We start from the raw sequence: 14,824 nt of genomic DNA on the forward strand, positions 1-14,824 counted from the left end.
TTAGGTAGGGGTTAGAAGTAGCTGCTGTCGTTTGAGCGCTTTTTGCGTTCACGGCGTGGTTCGGGGTCAGTGGTCGACGCGTCCGGGGTGGGTGGCGGCGCAGGAGCACGCCGGTCGCGATCCGGCATGTCCTCTGGCGTCGCCTCTCGGGCATTGGCGGCTTTCGCCTTCTGCCGGTTGCTCCGCCGTTTAGCCGCGGTAGGGGCAGCTTTCTGTGGGGCGGGGCGACGAGACAGGGTGTCGGCATCGTGCATCTCGTGCTCGATCACGTCTGCATAGATGATCGGGATGTCGACAGGTTCAGGGCGCTCCCGCTGCAGGCTGGCGAGTTCACCGGTGATGCTGCGGATGCGCTTGTTTTCGTACAGCTTGGCCAGAAGCTTGCGTTCACGCTCCTTGGCTTCGGGCGTCAGCTGGTCGATGGCGTCGAGAAGCTCGGCGCGGCAGGCGTCACGCCATTCCCGTGAGTTGAAGTCGGCGGCTTCCGCCTTGGCCTTCTCACGGATCTGCTCGTGCATCCACAGGCTGATCGGCTCGTCGGTATAGCCGGCCGTCTGGCAGTACAGCTCGACGTCCTGATTGGTTTTGCGGTTGATCACCCAAATCTTGCGCAGATCGTATGGGTCATAGCGGAACGACACCGTTGCAGTGGCATTCTTCAGGCGCTGACGCTTGCCTTCCAAGGGGACAAGATCGGCGAGAAGGTCAGGCACGGCTTTATAATCGCCGAAGCGCAGGCCATTCCACTCGATGCCAGCGTGGGTCAGCCGGTGCGAATTGATCTTGGGGAGGAGGGCCTTCTCGAAGATGCGAGGGTCACGCGGTAGAACGATCCCGTACTGGGCGGTGCCCTGTTTCCAACAGAGCAGAGGCTGTTTCTCGTTCAGGCCGCCATGCGGGGTCGTGTGATAGACCGCGATGGCGAACATGATGAGTGCCTCGAGTTCGTCGAGTGTCAGCACGGCATCCACGGCGGGGTCGTAATCATACTCGCGGGAGAGGGCGATCGGCAGATGGGCGCCGGCCACCTTCGATGACACGTAATTGTGGATGGTGAGGAAGATGCGCTCAACAAGGGCTCGTTCGCGCGGCTTCTTCCGACCACTGATGCGGATCGTTGCACCGGTCGCCTTGCTCATGCTCTCCATATCGTGGCTGCGGAATTCCATACCGCCATCCACGTGATATGTGCTGCACAGGCCGCAAACGTCCTGGGCTTCAGGGTGCTTGTTCTTGATGATCGGCGGCACGATCTTGGGCAGAACAGACCGGCGAAGCAACTCCGACACAGTGGCGTATGATGGGGCGTTGAATGACAGCATGTGCGAGAGCACGACCCTGCTGAATCCATCAACAAGTGCGGAGAAAGTCGGGCGGCCCAGGATGATGGCGCGTTCCACGTCGATGACGAGGAGAGCGGGTATGGGTGTGTGATCCATAAGCCCGAATTCCAGAGGGCGCTCCGCCTGATGGCCTTTCCCTGCGCCACGCCACCGAGAGTAGGCCGCTTGCTTGCCGTGGCGGGCCGCAACCGTCTGTTCGCACTCCAGCTTTTTGATATCGCGATATGTGGTGCTCATGCTCACCGGGAGGAGCGGCTCTGTAGGCATCTCGTATTCGAGCGAAGTGCCATCGTTAACGCGGCTAATCTCGGCGTTGGTCAGCACATTGATATCGGTGACGCTCTTCTTCGACACATAGTAGGTCAAAGCCAGGCGCTGGCGGATTTCCATGCGAATGCCATCTTCATCATAGCAATGGTGCCCCTGGGCGCTTGTGGCCTCACGAGCATCGCGATCGCCAACTTTACCGCGCTCCCGCATCCAGCGTTTCACGGTGTGCGGATTGGGTGCCTCGCCATATTTGGCGTGCAGCTCGGGTGTCCAGTGCTCGGCAAATCCCGCAGAGATTGCCTTCACGCCGGTCATTACGCCGTTCCGGTCGAGCAGCCGTAACGTTGCCAGCCGAAGTGCGCTTTCGGGATCGAGTTCCTCACATTCGGCGGGCGTGAGATGTGATTCAGCGATCTTGTTCTTGGCCGGCGACTGCCCACGATCTGCCATCTGGAAGAATTGACCGTTCTGAAGCAGCTCTCGAAAGCGCTCCTGGTCCATTGGACGGACGACGCCGGCGTCATCGAGATATTCGACGGGCTTGCCTGTGGCAGCATGTTCGAAGTTCAGGCGGGTGCCATATCCGTGTGATGTAAAAACACAGGGTTGACCTTCGATACTGTATAGCTGATTGCGTTTGAGCTTATAGGGGAAGTAATTCACGTATCTCTCCCGAGATTTGGGCATTCTGAGGGCGCGCAAAATCCATCAGCAGTAGATATTTCTACGCTGCGAATGGCATTGCTTCTGTTGTGATGGGTGCCTGCGGGTTCGTCAGGTAGTTATGATTTCACTCTAGGTCATGGTTGAATCCTTCCTGGGGTATTTGATCTATGATCAGATGAAGCTGACAGGCATCTCATCGATGAAAGGCTGCGTGAGATCGATCGACACGATGCGCCTCACCAGCATGGCGAAAGTGATTGCCCGCCCTTGGACAAAATTTCCGGGCGCCATCAGCTCAGCGAATTCGCCCAACTGCATGTCATCGCCTTTGCTGCGGAGGCTTTCGACGAGCCGCTTCTGCGACGATGAGATGGCCGTGCGGCGCATCGAGCTGGCGAGGCGTACGTTGAAGCGGTGGCGGCTATTCTCGAAAATTTCGGAACCGAAGGTGATACGGAATTCGTGGCCTACCCGGCGGCAAATCTCTGCGACGCCGGCAAGCTTCAGCCGATATTCCGGATCTCGGAGGTCTGCATCGTCGCCTTTGACCTCGACAACCGCCAGGCGGCCATCGGCGTCCAATATGTCGACGTCGCTTGTGTACCGCTCCTTCTTCCTCAGGATGAATTCGAAGCGGCGAGCCTCTGATTGGTAGTGGACGACATTGGGGTCCGTCTCGCACCGCTCGATCAGTGCAAGCTGATGCAGGCTCTCATAATGCTGTGTGCGGCCGACCTTCACGGAAGGGTACCAGCCACTCGCATGGTGCGTTCCGCCAGAGACTGTTCGGAGCGATCCATTGTCGTTGGCGACCACAATGCGAGCCATGGTGTTGACCAGGCTGTTGTGCTTCCTCAGCAAGGTTTCGGCGCGCAACCGGCCAGCGGAAGGTTCGTATGACGGGTTGCGCAGCATGAGGTTGATAGCGGCGCGAACGTCGATCTCAGCCAGTTCTTCATATGCGTCAGTCATGCCAGAACGTCCAACCGCGACGGTTGCTGTTGGGCCATTTGGAGCGAGAACGACTCCACGTCTTAACGCGCTGCTGTCGTTCAAAATGTCGAATGATCTCGATCAGATACTCTGTATAAACGATTGAAACGAGGTTGTTTTGATCTGCACTTCGCGGTTTAGTCGTCATCGCACTGTCTCCATGTTGGTCACGATACTGTGCATTTAGGAACGCTAAAATGACCGTGATGGCAACAGGAATGTGGTTTCAACTGCACAGTATCGTGACCAACTCACTTGACGATGCGTGCCTTACTGTTCTAATAAGTCATGGATGAACAGTAAGAAAAACGGCACGCGCGACGTTGGTTCGGACCGGTCGGCCCTCGAAACTGACGAGGAGTTGGTCAAACGGCATGCCGCTTCAGGCTTTTCTGGCGAATCAGAGTACGCCCTGTTCCTGTCTCTGGATGATTCTAAGCGGGAGGCGGTGATCGCCAGACTGAGGACGATGGACCTCTATCTTCGCGACGATGACCCCATGCCCGTGGGCGACGCGTGCAGCGCGCTCGATATGGAGCAGCGCAATTTTTACCGACTGCTGAAGAAGCTGAAGGATCTGGGCCCGACACGAGGTCTGTCACCGAGCTTCCGGGTGAAGGCTGTCGCGGCACCAGCACAGAAAGGCTTCGCACCCGTTGCCGAGCGTGCGCTGCGCTGGAAACTGCAGCATGAGCCCGCGGCTTCGCCCGCGTCGATCATACGCTGGATATTTGAATCCTGCGCGGACGCGGGCGAGGCGCCTCCGTCTGCATCCTCGATCCAGCGACGCATAAAGGTACTCCGCCGGGAAGGTGTCGCAGAGCCGGCGGCTGGGGCTGCTGGTCTTCAGATCCTGGTGGACCAGACCGCAGTCGATGTGATGGTTCAGATCAGCGGCCGGGTGGAATTGGCTACGGCTACGTTCATTGTCGATACCAGCTCTAGGATGATCCTTGGATTGGGGGTGGGCGATCCGCTGATTCCGGAAGACGGGCTCATGCGCGCTACCCGCAATATGGATGACGACCTCATGCGCCATCTCGTGCAGCACACGCAGGTGCATTTCGATCGCGTGGAGTCGATCGACTTTATCGCGCCTCCAGGCGGGGCGCGGCAGAGCAAGCAGTTGCAGAAGCGCTTTCGGGTCTTCAACCGCCGAGTGTCGTTTGACATTCATGCAGGCGGAAAGTGGCGTCACGGCACACAGCTGGTCCGCTACCTGGGCGACACGCTGGGGCCGTATCAGTTCAAACCGCGGTTTACAGAGGAGGGGGCTCCTCTCAGCAACTCGATCAGCGAGGGGATTGAGCAGGAGATCATAGAGCGGGCGTTGCTCGTGGAGGCGATGCGCTGGAACGAAAGCCAGTGGCAGCAGGTGGAGCCGACGGTCGAAAAGTCGCAGCGCATGCGTGAAGAGCGCGCGAGCGCGATCACGGCGCTATTCCGCGATGTGGTGATGCGGCCAGAATTTTGATCGAAGCTATTAATCGGTAGTGCGGCATGGAGTGGATCAGACTGAAATGCTGTTCAACTTCATGCCCCACTCGAGTTTCTCGACCGTGATGGCCGTACATATGCGAGCTTTGAGGCTGGTAGACAGATTGTTAGGTGCTGCGTAGCCGCCGCAGGATCCTACCTAAATGTCAAAGCCATTGTGAGCCTGGGATCTCGCTAGTCCCTTTGACGGCGACAAATTATACGCTGCCTATTTTAAGTCGGCCCCACCCGCCATCGGGATCGATGGCATTCAGGCGGTCGATAAGCGCTCGCCATTCTTGACCTGCGCTCGTTGACGGAATGGCCTGAATAACGGGCGCGTCTGAGGCATAACGCGCCTGCATCTTGCGGTTCATGGCGAGAGCGTAGGCAAAGCTGTCAATTAAGATGTCGAAATCTGACTGACTCATATGTTTTTGCTACCTTATGTATTGCGCCGGATTGCTGGAATGCCAGTTTTGGCCTCTCAATATTACTCTGCCATTTCGATAAGAAGCGCGATCGTGTGTCCCATGGCGGTCACTGTAACGGTTTCAACATCATTGATGAGGATACCGTCATTGCGGTCGGCAATCACATCGCCGACTTGCACCCTTCCGGAGAGCGGCACGACATAGCCGAAATTGCCTGCCTCAAAGCGGTAATCCGCAGCGCCGCCATCAGCCAGCACAACTCGCGATAGACGGGCGTTGGCTCGCATCGGCAGTGAATTACCTTCATTGTCGAACCCGCTGGCTAATGTAGCGAACTGGCCCTGCTCACGATCGTCAGCGAACCCCCTTACAACAGAGAAGGGCTCGCCGCCCTGATGGTTGGGTATCAGCCAGATCTGGACGAATTCGACCGGGTCGGCCTCGTCTGGATTGCCGCGCCGGATAGCGACGCCCGTACCAGCGGATATGACTTGGCAATCGCCTGCTTGAAGCGCCCCGACATTGCCCAGGATATCTTCGTGATAGAGCATTCCGCTCGTGACGTAGGTCAGTATCTCGGTGTCGGAATGCGGAGTTTGCGGCAGTCCGGCACGGGGAGAGATCGCCTCCTGATTCCACATGATCATATCGCCCCACTGCATCGGGTGTCCGCCACAGCTTTCAGGCCCGAAATGCTGGAGGCTTTGGAAATGCTCCAGGCGGAATATGCCGAAGTCACGGGCCGGGCGTAAGGCGATCATCAGGGTTCCAGTGCGAATAGGTGTGGCTAAAGCGGGTTTGAAAAATCCCCTCAAGCTTTGGACAGGCAGTTGCTATGCAACTGCGCTGCATTTCCGGGTGGACGCGCAGCTAGACGCTGGCGTTGGGCAAAGCCTTGCCCACCCTGCGACCCAAAGCGGCCGCATGCGCAGAGAGCCCGCGCGCAAGGATGTTGATTGCATTGTTGGTGCCTCGTGGGACATCGACGCCGCAGGCACAGATGTGCCGCTCACCGTCATTGCTTTCAGAGGATGGTGATCCGCATGCATTGCACTTTGGCGCAATGCGTCTCGGATCCACAATGATGACCGCGCCGCCAGCCTTTTCAGCTTTGTAGCGGATCATTTCGAGAAGGCGCTTTGGTCTCACCTCCGCCAATATTTGACCGTTTTCCCGCGTCGCGATTGCCCCGATGCCGTCTGACGGGCGTCGTGTGCGTGATGGACGGGGAAATTGTTTGAGGTCGAGATCTTCGACCACGATCGTCTCAAATCGATTAGTGATCGCCGCCGAAATCTGATGAAGCCGCGTGGAACGGAGGTTTATCACGCGTTGACTGGCGCGGTCTCGGCGTTCGCGCAGCATTTTGCTTCGGCGGGAGTTTTTCTGGCATCTTGCCAGTGCCCGGTGGGCCCGCCGCAACGCAGCATTTTGAGTCGTCCATCGGACTGTATCGTTGAAGAGCGAGCCGTCCGATAGCGATGCCAGGTGATCTATGCCGAGATCGACGCCACACGCGCTGCCAGGATTTTGGTGCTCTTGGCCGCCGGCTTTGCAATCAACCAGGATTGTGACATGCCATCGACGCGCTCTGCGGGTGAAGGTGAGTCCGGCGAGGCGAGCGTCAGCTGGCAACGGGCGATGCATGCGCACCCGCAATTTGCCCACGATGCCATCCACCGACAGGTAGCTGTCCGCGACGACACAGCCTCGTACGCCGTGGACGCCAAAACTGCGCCAACGCTCTTCGGAGCGGAAGCGCGGGAACCCGGCGTTGGGGTTGGCCGTCAGGCGATCACGATACCTCGTCATTGCGGTATCGACGCAGCGCAAGGTCCAATTGTTAATGCCCCAGGGCAGGGCAGTATGCTGGCGGTTGGCCATTCTATACGCAGGGAGAGACTTGGTATCGTCTTCGTATGTGAGATGGACGCCGCGCTGATAGGCTGCACGCCGATTTTGGAGCGCGTCGTTGTACAAATTTCGCTGTAGCTGCAGGATCGACGCCAAGCGCGCATGTTGCGCCCTGCTTGGTTCGATCGGAAATTTATACTGCAAGAACATGTGCTTGCATGTGACGCGCAAAAGTTAACGCAAGGTGGATGTTCGAAGATCAATCAGGCGGAATGGGGAATGACGGTTGGGATCCCATTCAGCCAGCGCGCTGCGACAATCCCACCTGCCGCTAAAGTGCTACCTGGTCGGGGACAGAGGTCGGGCATAGGCGACTTCAGTTGGCTTTGCTTTCGCTGGCCCCTTGGTAATCGCTTGGATCGCTGCTGCGGCTGATACGGCGGGCTCGGCCTCGCGATTGATCTGCAGGCCAGCGTGATAGCGTTCCAGAAGCAGAGCAACGGCTGGACGCACGACAGGCAGAGGCAGAGTTTCCCGAATTGCGAATGGGATGGAAGGATTGCGGCGAGGATTGAGTGGCACGCGGCCGAGCTTGGTGCCAAACATAGCAGTGAGGGCCAATCCTGGCCGACGAGAATCTACCTGAACGTCTGACTGGGTGATGCCGAGTGAGCGTAACTGGGCTTTCGTACGCGGGTCATCGACAGGAGCGTTCCGGTACATCGCCAAAGATGCGCGTGCGGGTGATGCGGAACTCGTCTTCTCAGCTGCCTCGGTGACCAACTGGAGGATGTCGTCGGCAGTTGGCCGATCTGCAGTCACCACATGGGCAAGAGCGATACCACGGTTGACGTCGATGAACGCGGTGAGGACAGCGTGATAGGGGATGTTATCGGGGCCATCGACCGCCACATCGAGTGGCGACATATCGATGGCGTAGTCGGTATTCATGCCGGTGTAGGACGCGATATCGGTCACTTCCATGGGCAGATTGAGTCTCGTGCGGACTGCCCGTTTGCTTGGTGGACTTATTTTACGCTTCTCGCACAAGGCTTCGGCGGCAGACTGGATCGCCCCTGGCCGAGCGCCCGGGCCGGCGTGCGCGATGGCTTCTTCGAGAGCTGCTCTCGTTTCAGCAGGAAGCTGACGGGGGTAGTTGGACAGAACCTGATCGTTCAGCTGGAGCGAGTCCTTGTACGCCCGAATGATCTTGAAGAAGTTGCGCTCCTTATACCCCAGCCGAGTGGCGGCAGCGGTAACAGCTGCTGCCATTCGCCGACTGCCCTTCCTGGGGAGCTCTTCAACTTCCAGAGCACGCCGGTAAGCTTCCGGCCATTGCTGAGGCGTGAAGGTCACCATGTAGTGGGCAATGCGATCTTCCATTTTTCTTCACTCCTGAGTTTCGAGGAGCGAAGCAGAGCGTATTCAGAAAATTCAGGGCGTCACTGAGGCTAAGCCATTGAGGTATGTGCCGATGGACGACGCTGCGGCTGTATCAGCCCGATAGATCACCTGTTTTCCCGCACGGCGCGAGGAAACAAGGTGGGCGCGCGATAGAATTCCCAGATGGGAAGATAGCGTGTTTGCAGCGACATTGAGGTGGCGCGCAATTTCTCCCGCCGGCAGGCCTTCAGGCGCCCGGGCGAGTAGGCGGTAGATATCATGGCGAGTCGGTTGCCCTAGCGCAGCCAGGGCCTCGACCATTGCTGATGAGTCCATGGGCCAGACTATCAGCGATCCATCCCAACCGGTCAAACGGTTAGTGACGGACAGATCCGTCAGCCAAACCAACAATGTACCGGCCGATGTCCGTTTCGACGTCCGTTGAAACAGAAAATCGGACACCGTTCAATTCTATAATTCCAGAATCATTGAAATGAATGTACAAGTCTGCAAGTGGAGCAAGCGACTCGCGCAGGCTTCTTTTGAAAAGGATGGTGACAGAAAGGGTTTCGCAATGCTGACGCATGAGATGTACGAACAGAGAATAGCTGCCCGGACCCAGCGCTCAGCGCTGGATTACTTTACCACTTCAGCTCTGTTGGGACGCCCTGATCCGCTAGCCAGCGATAGCCCCGACGATGTGTCATTCGATTTGACCTACAAGATGGTCGATCGCCTCGTGATCGCGGCCGTTGAAACCGGCGCTCGGTTTGAGCGTGACAGCTTGCCGTCCGATCCATTGGCCTGGCTGTATAGCCCGCAGCCTCCGTTTGACGGGGCGCGACCGCTGGAAGCGTGTTTGACCGCGCCGGGGTTGATGAGGTGCATCATGTTCCACTCGCTCGATCTGGAACTGGGCATGCCAAGTGATCTGGTCGATCAAATCCTCCGTCGTGACGCGGGCATGACCGGAGAGACGGTGGCCGGGGGGCTCTGGAATATCGGCAGGGACCGGGACAGTGTCGAACATGGTCGGACGCTTTACACCGCGACGATCGTCGATGTGCAGGTGAGCCAAATCCATCATGTCTACCATGCGATGATGGCCTGCGATCTCGCCGAGGCGAGAGGATTGCTCAGACTTCGTTATGGAAGACAGTTGGCGGACCAGGCTGAGGTCCGCAGAGGGTACGACGCGAGCAACCCGCTGGCGGTCTCTATGGTGTCGGACGCGATGGGCGCGATCTTGGCGATGGTGGCCAGCAACCCCCAAAGTGCGTTGGCTGAGGGGCTGGACCTGCAGCTCGAGTCTAGGTTCGCGCCGTAGAGATGGCGCGCAGGCCATGATGGTCGTCACGATCACAATCTGGCCGGGTGGCGATGAGGCAGCGGCTTTCGATATCGCTCAGATGAAGATCGAGAACGAGAGCAGGCTGGCGGACGTCAGCGACTATACCGCCCGCATCGTCCAGTGCGAAAACCGCCGGCTAGGGGTGCAGGGGATAGATACCCGGGTGGAGATATTATCGCATCCTAGGCGAGATGGGCCTTGGGCGTTGCTCAAGCGGATACTCGATCAGGTCCAGTTTCATCGAGTTGGCCAGACTCCCGCGACCTGACGGAGCGGGAGGTGGCGTGTGGTCCAGATTACGGGTATCTGGTGCACCGCTCAGAGGAGGGGCGGGAGGCCCCGCTGCCAAGCGAAGGTCAGACAGAAAGGGAGTAGAATGATCATCACACTCTCCGATCTCCTATCCGGTATCCGGGACCGCAAAGTGCAGTTGGGTGTCCGGCGTCAGCACCCATGGCACAGATTATGGGTTGAGATTTAAGGAGGGTTTGGGCTTCGTCGTAGTGACGAAGGAACGCATCTATGGACGCCTCCCGCGCAAGGTAGTGTCTCGATGTTGCTCCGGCATTGGATGCGTGAATCTATCCGGCCTGTTGATCGAGGCAGACTTGCCCCTGGCCATGATGGGAATCCGCTCGTTTCAGTGCCTTTTAAGATGAGCGGCCTCGAAGGCCATCGTTCCTTTCAGGCTGTGAAGCGGCGGTCCGTGCCGTTACACCATCAAGTCTTCCACCTCGCATTCGAACCTCTGATCAGATTGCGGCCTGCTGCCAAACGGTCAGGCCATTTTGTAGCTTTCGCCGCTTCGCAACATCGCCCAGGCCATGCGAGCAGTCTTGTTCGCCATGGCGACGAGTGTCTTGTTGTGACCGGCCCTCGATTGCAGTTCCTGCGCCCATTTTGAACGCCGGTCGTCATGCTTGGCGATCCGCAGCAACGCAGACCGTGCACCATGTATCAGCTGGCGCCTCAGGTAATGATTGGCTCTGTTCCCGATACCACCGAGCCTTGGCTTGCCGCCAGTCGTGTATTGTCGCGGAACCAGCCCAATCCAGGCAGAAAGGGCTCTGCCCGAATTGAAGTGCCGACCATCGTCAATCGCGGCGACGAGGGAGGTTGCAACGATCGGTCCCACACCGGGTAGTGTCATGAGACGTTTGCAACGTTCGTCTCTCCGACAGATATCAACCAGCATGTCATCCAGAGTGGATACTCTGGCATCCAAGTCGCGATACTCCTCGACGAGCTTCAGGAACAGGTCCTTCGCCAAGTGCGAGAGTTCGGCAATTTCGATCATCTTGTCGACCTGCAGCCGGAACCGGGACGCACCTGCCGGCATGACGACGCCATACTCGGCCAGAAGGCCTCGAGTGTGATTGATCAACGCGGTGCGCTGCACAATCAGCCTGTCGCGCGTGCGGTGCAGAGCTTGAAGATCCTGCTGCTCGACGCTCTTCAGCGGCACGAACCGCATGGTTGGCCTGTTGGCAGCTTCGAAAATGGCTTCGGCATCAACCGCATCATTCTTCGATCCCTTCACGAATGGCTTTACGAAGCGCGGATGGATCAGTTGTACAGCGTATCCCTGAGCGTCGAAGACGCGGCCCCAATGGTGCGAGCTGGCGCAAGCTTCCATCGCGACCGACTGCGGTTGCAATCTGGTCACCGCACCGACCAGCTTTGCCCTGCTAACCTTCCGCGAGATTATCTCACCTTCGCAAGTAATCCCGTAGATGTGAAAGGATTGCTTGCCCAAATCGATCGCTAGCATTTGCATGTGATGAACTCCTCTCCCCGGTCGCTGTGGCAACATGCTCGGCCCGATTGCGGGAGGCGTCCATCCCATAAGATGAAGCCCAAACCCTCCTTGCGAAAATCGCCGACGAAGGCCTCTGCCGAAGCCGTGGTGAAGGATATTCGCCGACAGACGCGGCGGCATTTCTCGGCCGAAGACAAGATCCGCATCGTGCTCGACGGATTGCGCGGCGAGGACAGCATCGCCGAACTGTGCCGGCGTGAAGGCATTGCCCAGAGCCTCTACTACACCTGGTCGAAGGAGTTCATGGAAGCCGGCAAGCGCCGTCTTGCCGGTGACACCGCCCGCAGTGCGACAACGGGCGAGGTTCAGGACCTGCGCCGCGAAGCCCGTGCCCTCAAGGAATGCGTGGCCGATCTGACGCTGGAAAACCGTCTGCTCAAAAAAAGCATGATCGCGGATGGGGGCGACGACGAATGAGGTACCCTGCCGCAGAAAAGCTGGAGATCATCAGGATCGTCGAGCAGTCGCACCTGCCCGCCAAGCACACGCTGGATAAGCTCGGCATTCCCCGCCGGACGTTCTACCGCTGGTATGATCGCTTCCTCGAAGGCGGCCCCGAATCGCTGGAGGATCGCCCCTGTGCGCCAGGCCGGGTGTGGAACCGCATTTCCGAGGATGTCCGCGAGCAGATCGTCGAGATGGCGCTTGATGCGACCGAACTCTCCCCCCGCGAACTGGCCGTGCGCTTCACCGACGAGAAGCGCTACTTCGTGTCGGAGGCCACGGTTTACCGCCTGTTGAAGGCGCACGACCTGATCACCAGTCCGGCCTATACCGTGATCAAGGCCGCCGACCAGTTCCACACGAAGACCACCCGGCCGAACGAGATGTGGCAGACAGACTTCACCTACTTCAAGATCATCGGGTGGGGCTGGATGTACCTTTCGACCGTGCTCGACGACTATTCGCGCTACATCATCGCCTGGAAGCTGTGCACCAACATGCGCGCCGAGGACGTCACCGACACGCTCGACCTCGCTCTCAAGGCCTCGGGTTGCGATAGTGCCACGGTGCTGCACAAGCCCCGGCTGTTATCGGACAACGGCCCCGGCTACATCGCGGGCGAACTCGCCGAGTACATCGAGGCCCAGCAGATGAGCCACGTTCGCGGAGCCCCGTTGCATCCGCAAACTCAGGGCAAGATTGAGCGCTGGCACCAGACCTTGAAGAACCGCATCCTGCTGGAGAATTACTTCCTGCCCGGCGACCTCGAGGCCCAGATCGAGGCGTTCGTGGAGCACTACAATCACCAGCGCTACCACGAGAGCCTGAGCAACGTGACCCCGGCAGACGCCTACTTCGGCAGGGCTCCCGCCATCATCAGGCGCCGCGAAACCATCAAGCGAAAGACCATCGAACATCGCCGCTTGCTTCACCGCAAGCTCGCCGCCTAACATCAAGCCCCAGACGAGGCCCGCTCTCCGCTAATCCACGATCCCATCTGTGCCAAATGTTTCGACGACGGACATCCGGGACCGCAAAGTGCAGTTGGGCATCGTCGACACGCCTGAGCGTACCGAAGCTATGCGCAACAAGGGGTGCAATCGGACCCCGCAAAAACGCGCAATGCTGGCTCGGATTGGTGCGCGTGCCCGTGATGACAGCGCGGACTGCTCGATCTAGGTCTGCTTGGGTGAGAGGCGTGCTTTCGCCATTCGCCACGTTTTGACCCTTTCGCTTGTCTCACGCTCTCCGATGAGGGTGGAGAATGGATTGTTGGAACGCAGCAATCTTCCTTCCGCATCGTCGGCGGTCATGCATGCAAGAATGAAGCTGTGCGGCTGGTCGAGTAGTGCGTGCCACAGGCGTTGACCTAAGGTAGCTTCGCCATCGTCGATCAGGTGTGCGATCTGCTGCTTGGCTGATGCAACCAAGGCAGGGTTCGTCAGAATGACGTCGCGGTAGGTCTCGGCGCGGATCAGGCGTTCCATATCGGTGATGTCGTGCGCGGTGACCTGCGATTCCGACGGACTGGTGGCCGGCAATCGACGCGCACGACCGACGGACCGCCGGGTATTGGCGGGCTGAGCCGTTGAGCGGCGTTGATCGAGCTGTTGGGCCACGCTTTTCCTCCTCACTTTTGGATTCTAGCCGACACGCTGAAAGAAGTGAAGAAGGGCAACGAATGGCGTTGGGCAAAGCCTTGCCCGCACCGCGACCCGTAGCGGCCGCGTGCGCGGTGAGGCCGCGCGCAAGGATGTTTAGGGTGACAATCCGCGCGTTCCGGAGGGCCAACAACGGCGTTTCAATGAGGCAAAGAAAACCGAAAATGGCAGAAATTGGCCATTCTTGCAGCTCAGAGGATCACGAAAATGAAGTAAAGGAGCAGTCTTACTGACAACCGAAAGGTGGATGGTGACCCCGGCGTGACTCGAACACGCAACATCCCGCTTAGAAGGCGGGTGCTCTATCCAGTTGAGCTACGGGGCCTTGGGCAGGCTCGATAGCGACGCTGGGGACAGCTTGCAATCACCCGACTGTGCGATATGCAGGGCGTTATGAACGACGGGGCGGTTCACAGGGTCGATGCAGGCGCGCTGGGTGCGCGGCCGCTACGCTATTATGATTTCGTGATGGCGGCCTTCGTCGCGATCCTGCTGCTATCCAACCTGATCGGCGCGGCTAAATTGTCGAGCCTGGGTGGCTTCACCTTCGGCGCTGGCATCCTCTTTTTCCCGCTCGGCTATGTGATCGGCGACGTGCTGACCGAAGTCTATGGCTATGCCCGCGCGCGCCGCTGCGTCTGGGCGGGCTTTGCCGCCATGCTGTTCATGGCGGTGATGAGCTGGGTCGTGGTCGCGCTGCCGCCTGCCGAAGGCTGGGCGGGCCAGGCATCCTATAAAGCCGTGTTCGGCAGCACCTGGCGCATCGTCTTTGCTTCGCTCATCGCTTTCTGGGCGGGCGAACTGGCCAACAGCTTCGTCCTCGCCCGCATGAAATTGCTGACGCAGGGCAAGCATTTGTGGATGCGGACGATCGGATCGACGATCGTGGGGCAGGGCGTGGACAGCCTGCTCTTCTACCCGCTCGCCTTTTACGGCAATTGGACCGATGCGCAGGTGCTGACCGTCATGGTCACCAATTGGGCGATGAAGGTCGGCTGGGAAGCGCTGCTTACGCCTGTCACCTATGTCGTCGTCAATGCGCTCAAGCGGCGCGAAGGGCTGGACGTTTACGACGCAGGCACCAACTTCACCCCGTTCCGTGCGCGGCTCTGATTTCTTTCGTCCAGCGA

The 14,824-nt window shown here is 58.8% G+C and carries 14 protein-coding genes and 1 tRNA gene; 5 read left to right on the forward strand and 10 right to left on the reverse strand.

Annotated features, from left to right (window positions below):
- Window positions 1-11: 11 nt before the first annotated feature.
- Complete coding sequence (locus tag OVY48_RS14760; RefSeq protein WP_120249363.1) at window positions 12-2,276, reverse strand: Mu transposase C-terminal domain-containing protein; 2,265 nt, start codon at window positions 2,274-2,276, stop codon at window positions 12-14.
- A gap of 174 nt (window positions 2,277-2,450) precedes the next feature.
- Window positions 2,451-3,251: a hypothetical protein gene (locus OVY48_RS14765; RefSeq protein ID WP_010338245.1), complete on the reverse strand. Its 801-nt coding sequence runs from the start codon at window positions 3,249-3,251 to the stop codon at window positions 2,451-2,453.
- Between the two features lie 313 nt (window positions 3,252-3,564).
- Here OVY48_RS14765 and OVY48_RS14770 point away from each other — a divergent pair, with 313 nt between their 5' ends.
- Window positions 3,565-4,746: a hypothetical protein gene (locus OVY48_RS14770; RefSeq protein ID WP_120249364.1), complete on the forward strand. Its 1,182-nt coding sequence runs from the start codon at window positions 3,565-3,567 to the stop codon at window positions 4,744-4,746.
- A 220-nt stretch (window positions 4,747-4,966) separates the two neighbouring features.
- Here the strand turns inward: OVY48_RS14770 and OVY48_RS14775 are convergent, their stop codons facing one another.
- From OVY48_RS14775 to OVY48_RS14795, 5 genes are all read right to left on the reverse strand, one after another.
- Window positions 4,967-5,179 (reverse strand): hypothetical protein, encoded by a 213-nt coding sequence (locus OVY48_RS14775; protein WP_313923351.1) that lies wholly within the window; start codon window positions 5,177-5,179, stop codon window positions 4,967-4,969.
- A 62-nt stretch (window positions 5,180-5,241) separates the two neighbouring features.
- Window positions 5,242-5,943 (reverse strand): pirin family protein, encoded by a 702-nt coding sequence (locus OVY48_RS14780; RefSeq protein ID WP_120249366.1) that lies wholly within the window; start codon window positions 5,941-5,943, stop codon window positions 5,242-5,244.
- A gap of 109 nt (window positions 5,944-6,052) precedes the next feature.
- The gene (locus tag OVY48_RS14785) at window positions 6,053-7,240 is read right to left on the reverse strand and encodes a transposase (RefSeq protein WP_313923352.1); all 1,188 of its coding nucleotides are present in this window, start codon (window positions 7,238-7,240) and stop codon (window positions 6,053-6,055) included.
- A 135-nt stretch (window positions 7,241-7,375) separates the two neighbouring features.
- Entirely contained in the window at window positions 7,376-8,419 is a 1,044-nt protein-coding gene (locus OVY48_RS14790; RefSeq protein WP_120249368.1) for a hypothetical protein, read from the reverse strand.
- Between the two features lie 51 nt (window positions 8,420-8,470).
- Window positions 8,471-8,881 (reverse strand): helix-turn-helix transcriptional regulator, encoded by a 411-nt coding sequence (locus OVY48_RS14795; RefSeq protein WP_279729004.1) that lies wholly within the window; start codon window positions 8,879-8,881, stop codon window positions 8,471-8,473.
- 112 nt (window positions 8,882-8,993) lie between these two features.
- On the opposite strand from OVY48_RS14795, the gene OVY48_RS14800 reads away from it, so the two are divergent.
- Together OVY48_RS14800 and OVY48_RS14805 are read left to right on the forward strand one after the other, a co-directional pair.
- A complete protein-coding gene (locus OVY48_RS14800) occupies window positions 8,994-9,746 on the forward strand; it encodes a hypothetical protein (RefSeq protein ID WP_313923353.1) in 753 nt (250 codons plus the stop codon).
- Between the two features lie 16 nt (window positions 9,747-9,762).
- Entirely contained in the window at window positions 9,763-10,038 is a 276-nt protein-coding gene (locus OVY48_RS14805) for a hypothetical protein (protein ID WP_279729006.1), read from the forward strand.
- A 510-nt stretch (window positions 10,039-10,548) separates the two neighbouring features.
- On the opposite strand, the gene OVY48_RS14810 is transcribed toward OVY48_RS14805, so the two are convergent.
- A complete protein-coding gene (locus tag OVY48_RS14810) occupies window positions 10,549-11,547 on the reverse strand; it encodes an IS110 family transposase (RefSeq protein ID WP_313923354.1) in 999 nt (332 codons plus the stop codon).
- Between the two features lie 72 nt (window positions 11,548-11,619).
- On the opposite strand from OVY48_RS14810, the gene OVY48_RS14815 reads away from it, so the two are divergent.
- Window positions 11,620-12,983 (forward strand): IS3 family transposase gene (locus OVY48_RS14815; protein WP_139278864.1). Its coding sequence is split into 2 segments (ribosomal slippage): window positions 11,620-11,967 and window positions 11,970-12,983, totalling 1,362 coding nucleotides; the frame shifts between segments, so codons are not numbered across the junction.
- A 225-nt stretch (window positions 12,984-13,208) separates the two neighbouring features.
- Here the strand turns inward: OVY48_RS14815 and OVY48_RS14820 are convergent.
- Window positions 13,209-13,652 carry a hypothetical protein gene (locus OVY48_RS14820; RefSeq protein WP_313923355.1) on the reverse strand — a complete coding sequence of 148 codons (444 nt, stop codon included), beginning with the start codon at window positions 13,650-13,652 and terminating at the stop codon, window positions 13,209-13,211.
- A 290-nt stretch (window positions 13,653-13,942) separates the two neighbouring features.
- Window positions 13,943-14,019: transfer RNA gene (locus OVY48_RS14825), tRNA-Arg, on the reverse strand.
- Between the two features lie 68 nt (window positions 14,020-14,087).
- Here OVY48_RS14825 and OVY48_RS14830 point away from each other — a divergent pair.
- Entirely contained in the window at window positions 14,088-14,807 is a 720-nt protein-coding gene (locus tag OVY48_RS14830; protein ID WP_313923356.1) for a queuosine precursor transporter, read from the forward strand.
- Window positions 14,808-14,824 lie beyond the last annotated feature (17 nt).

It is taken from the genome of Sphingobium sp. SA2, from assembly GCF_032227065.1.
In the GTDB taxonomy this organism is placed as follows: Bacteria; Pseudomonadota; Alphaproteobacteria; order Sphingomonadales; family Sphingomonadaceae; genus Sphingobium.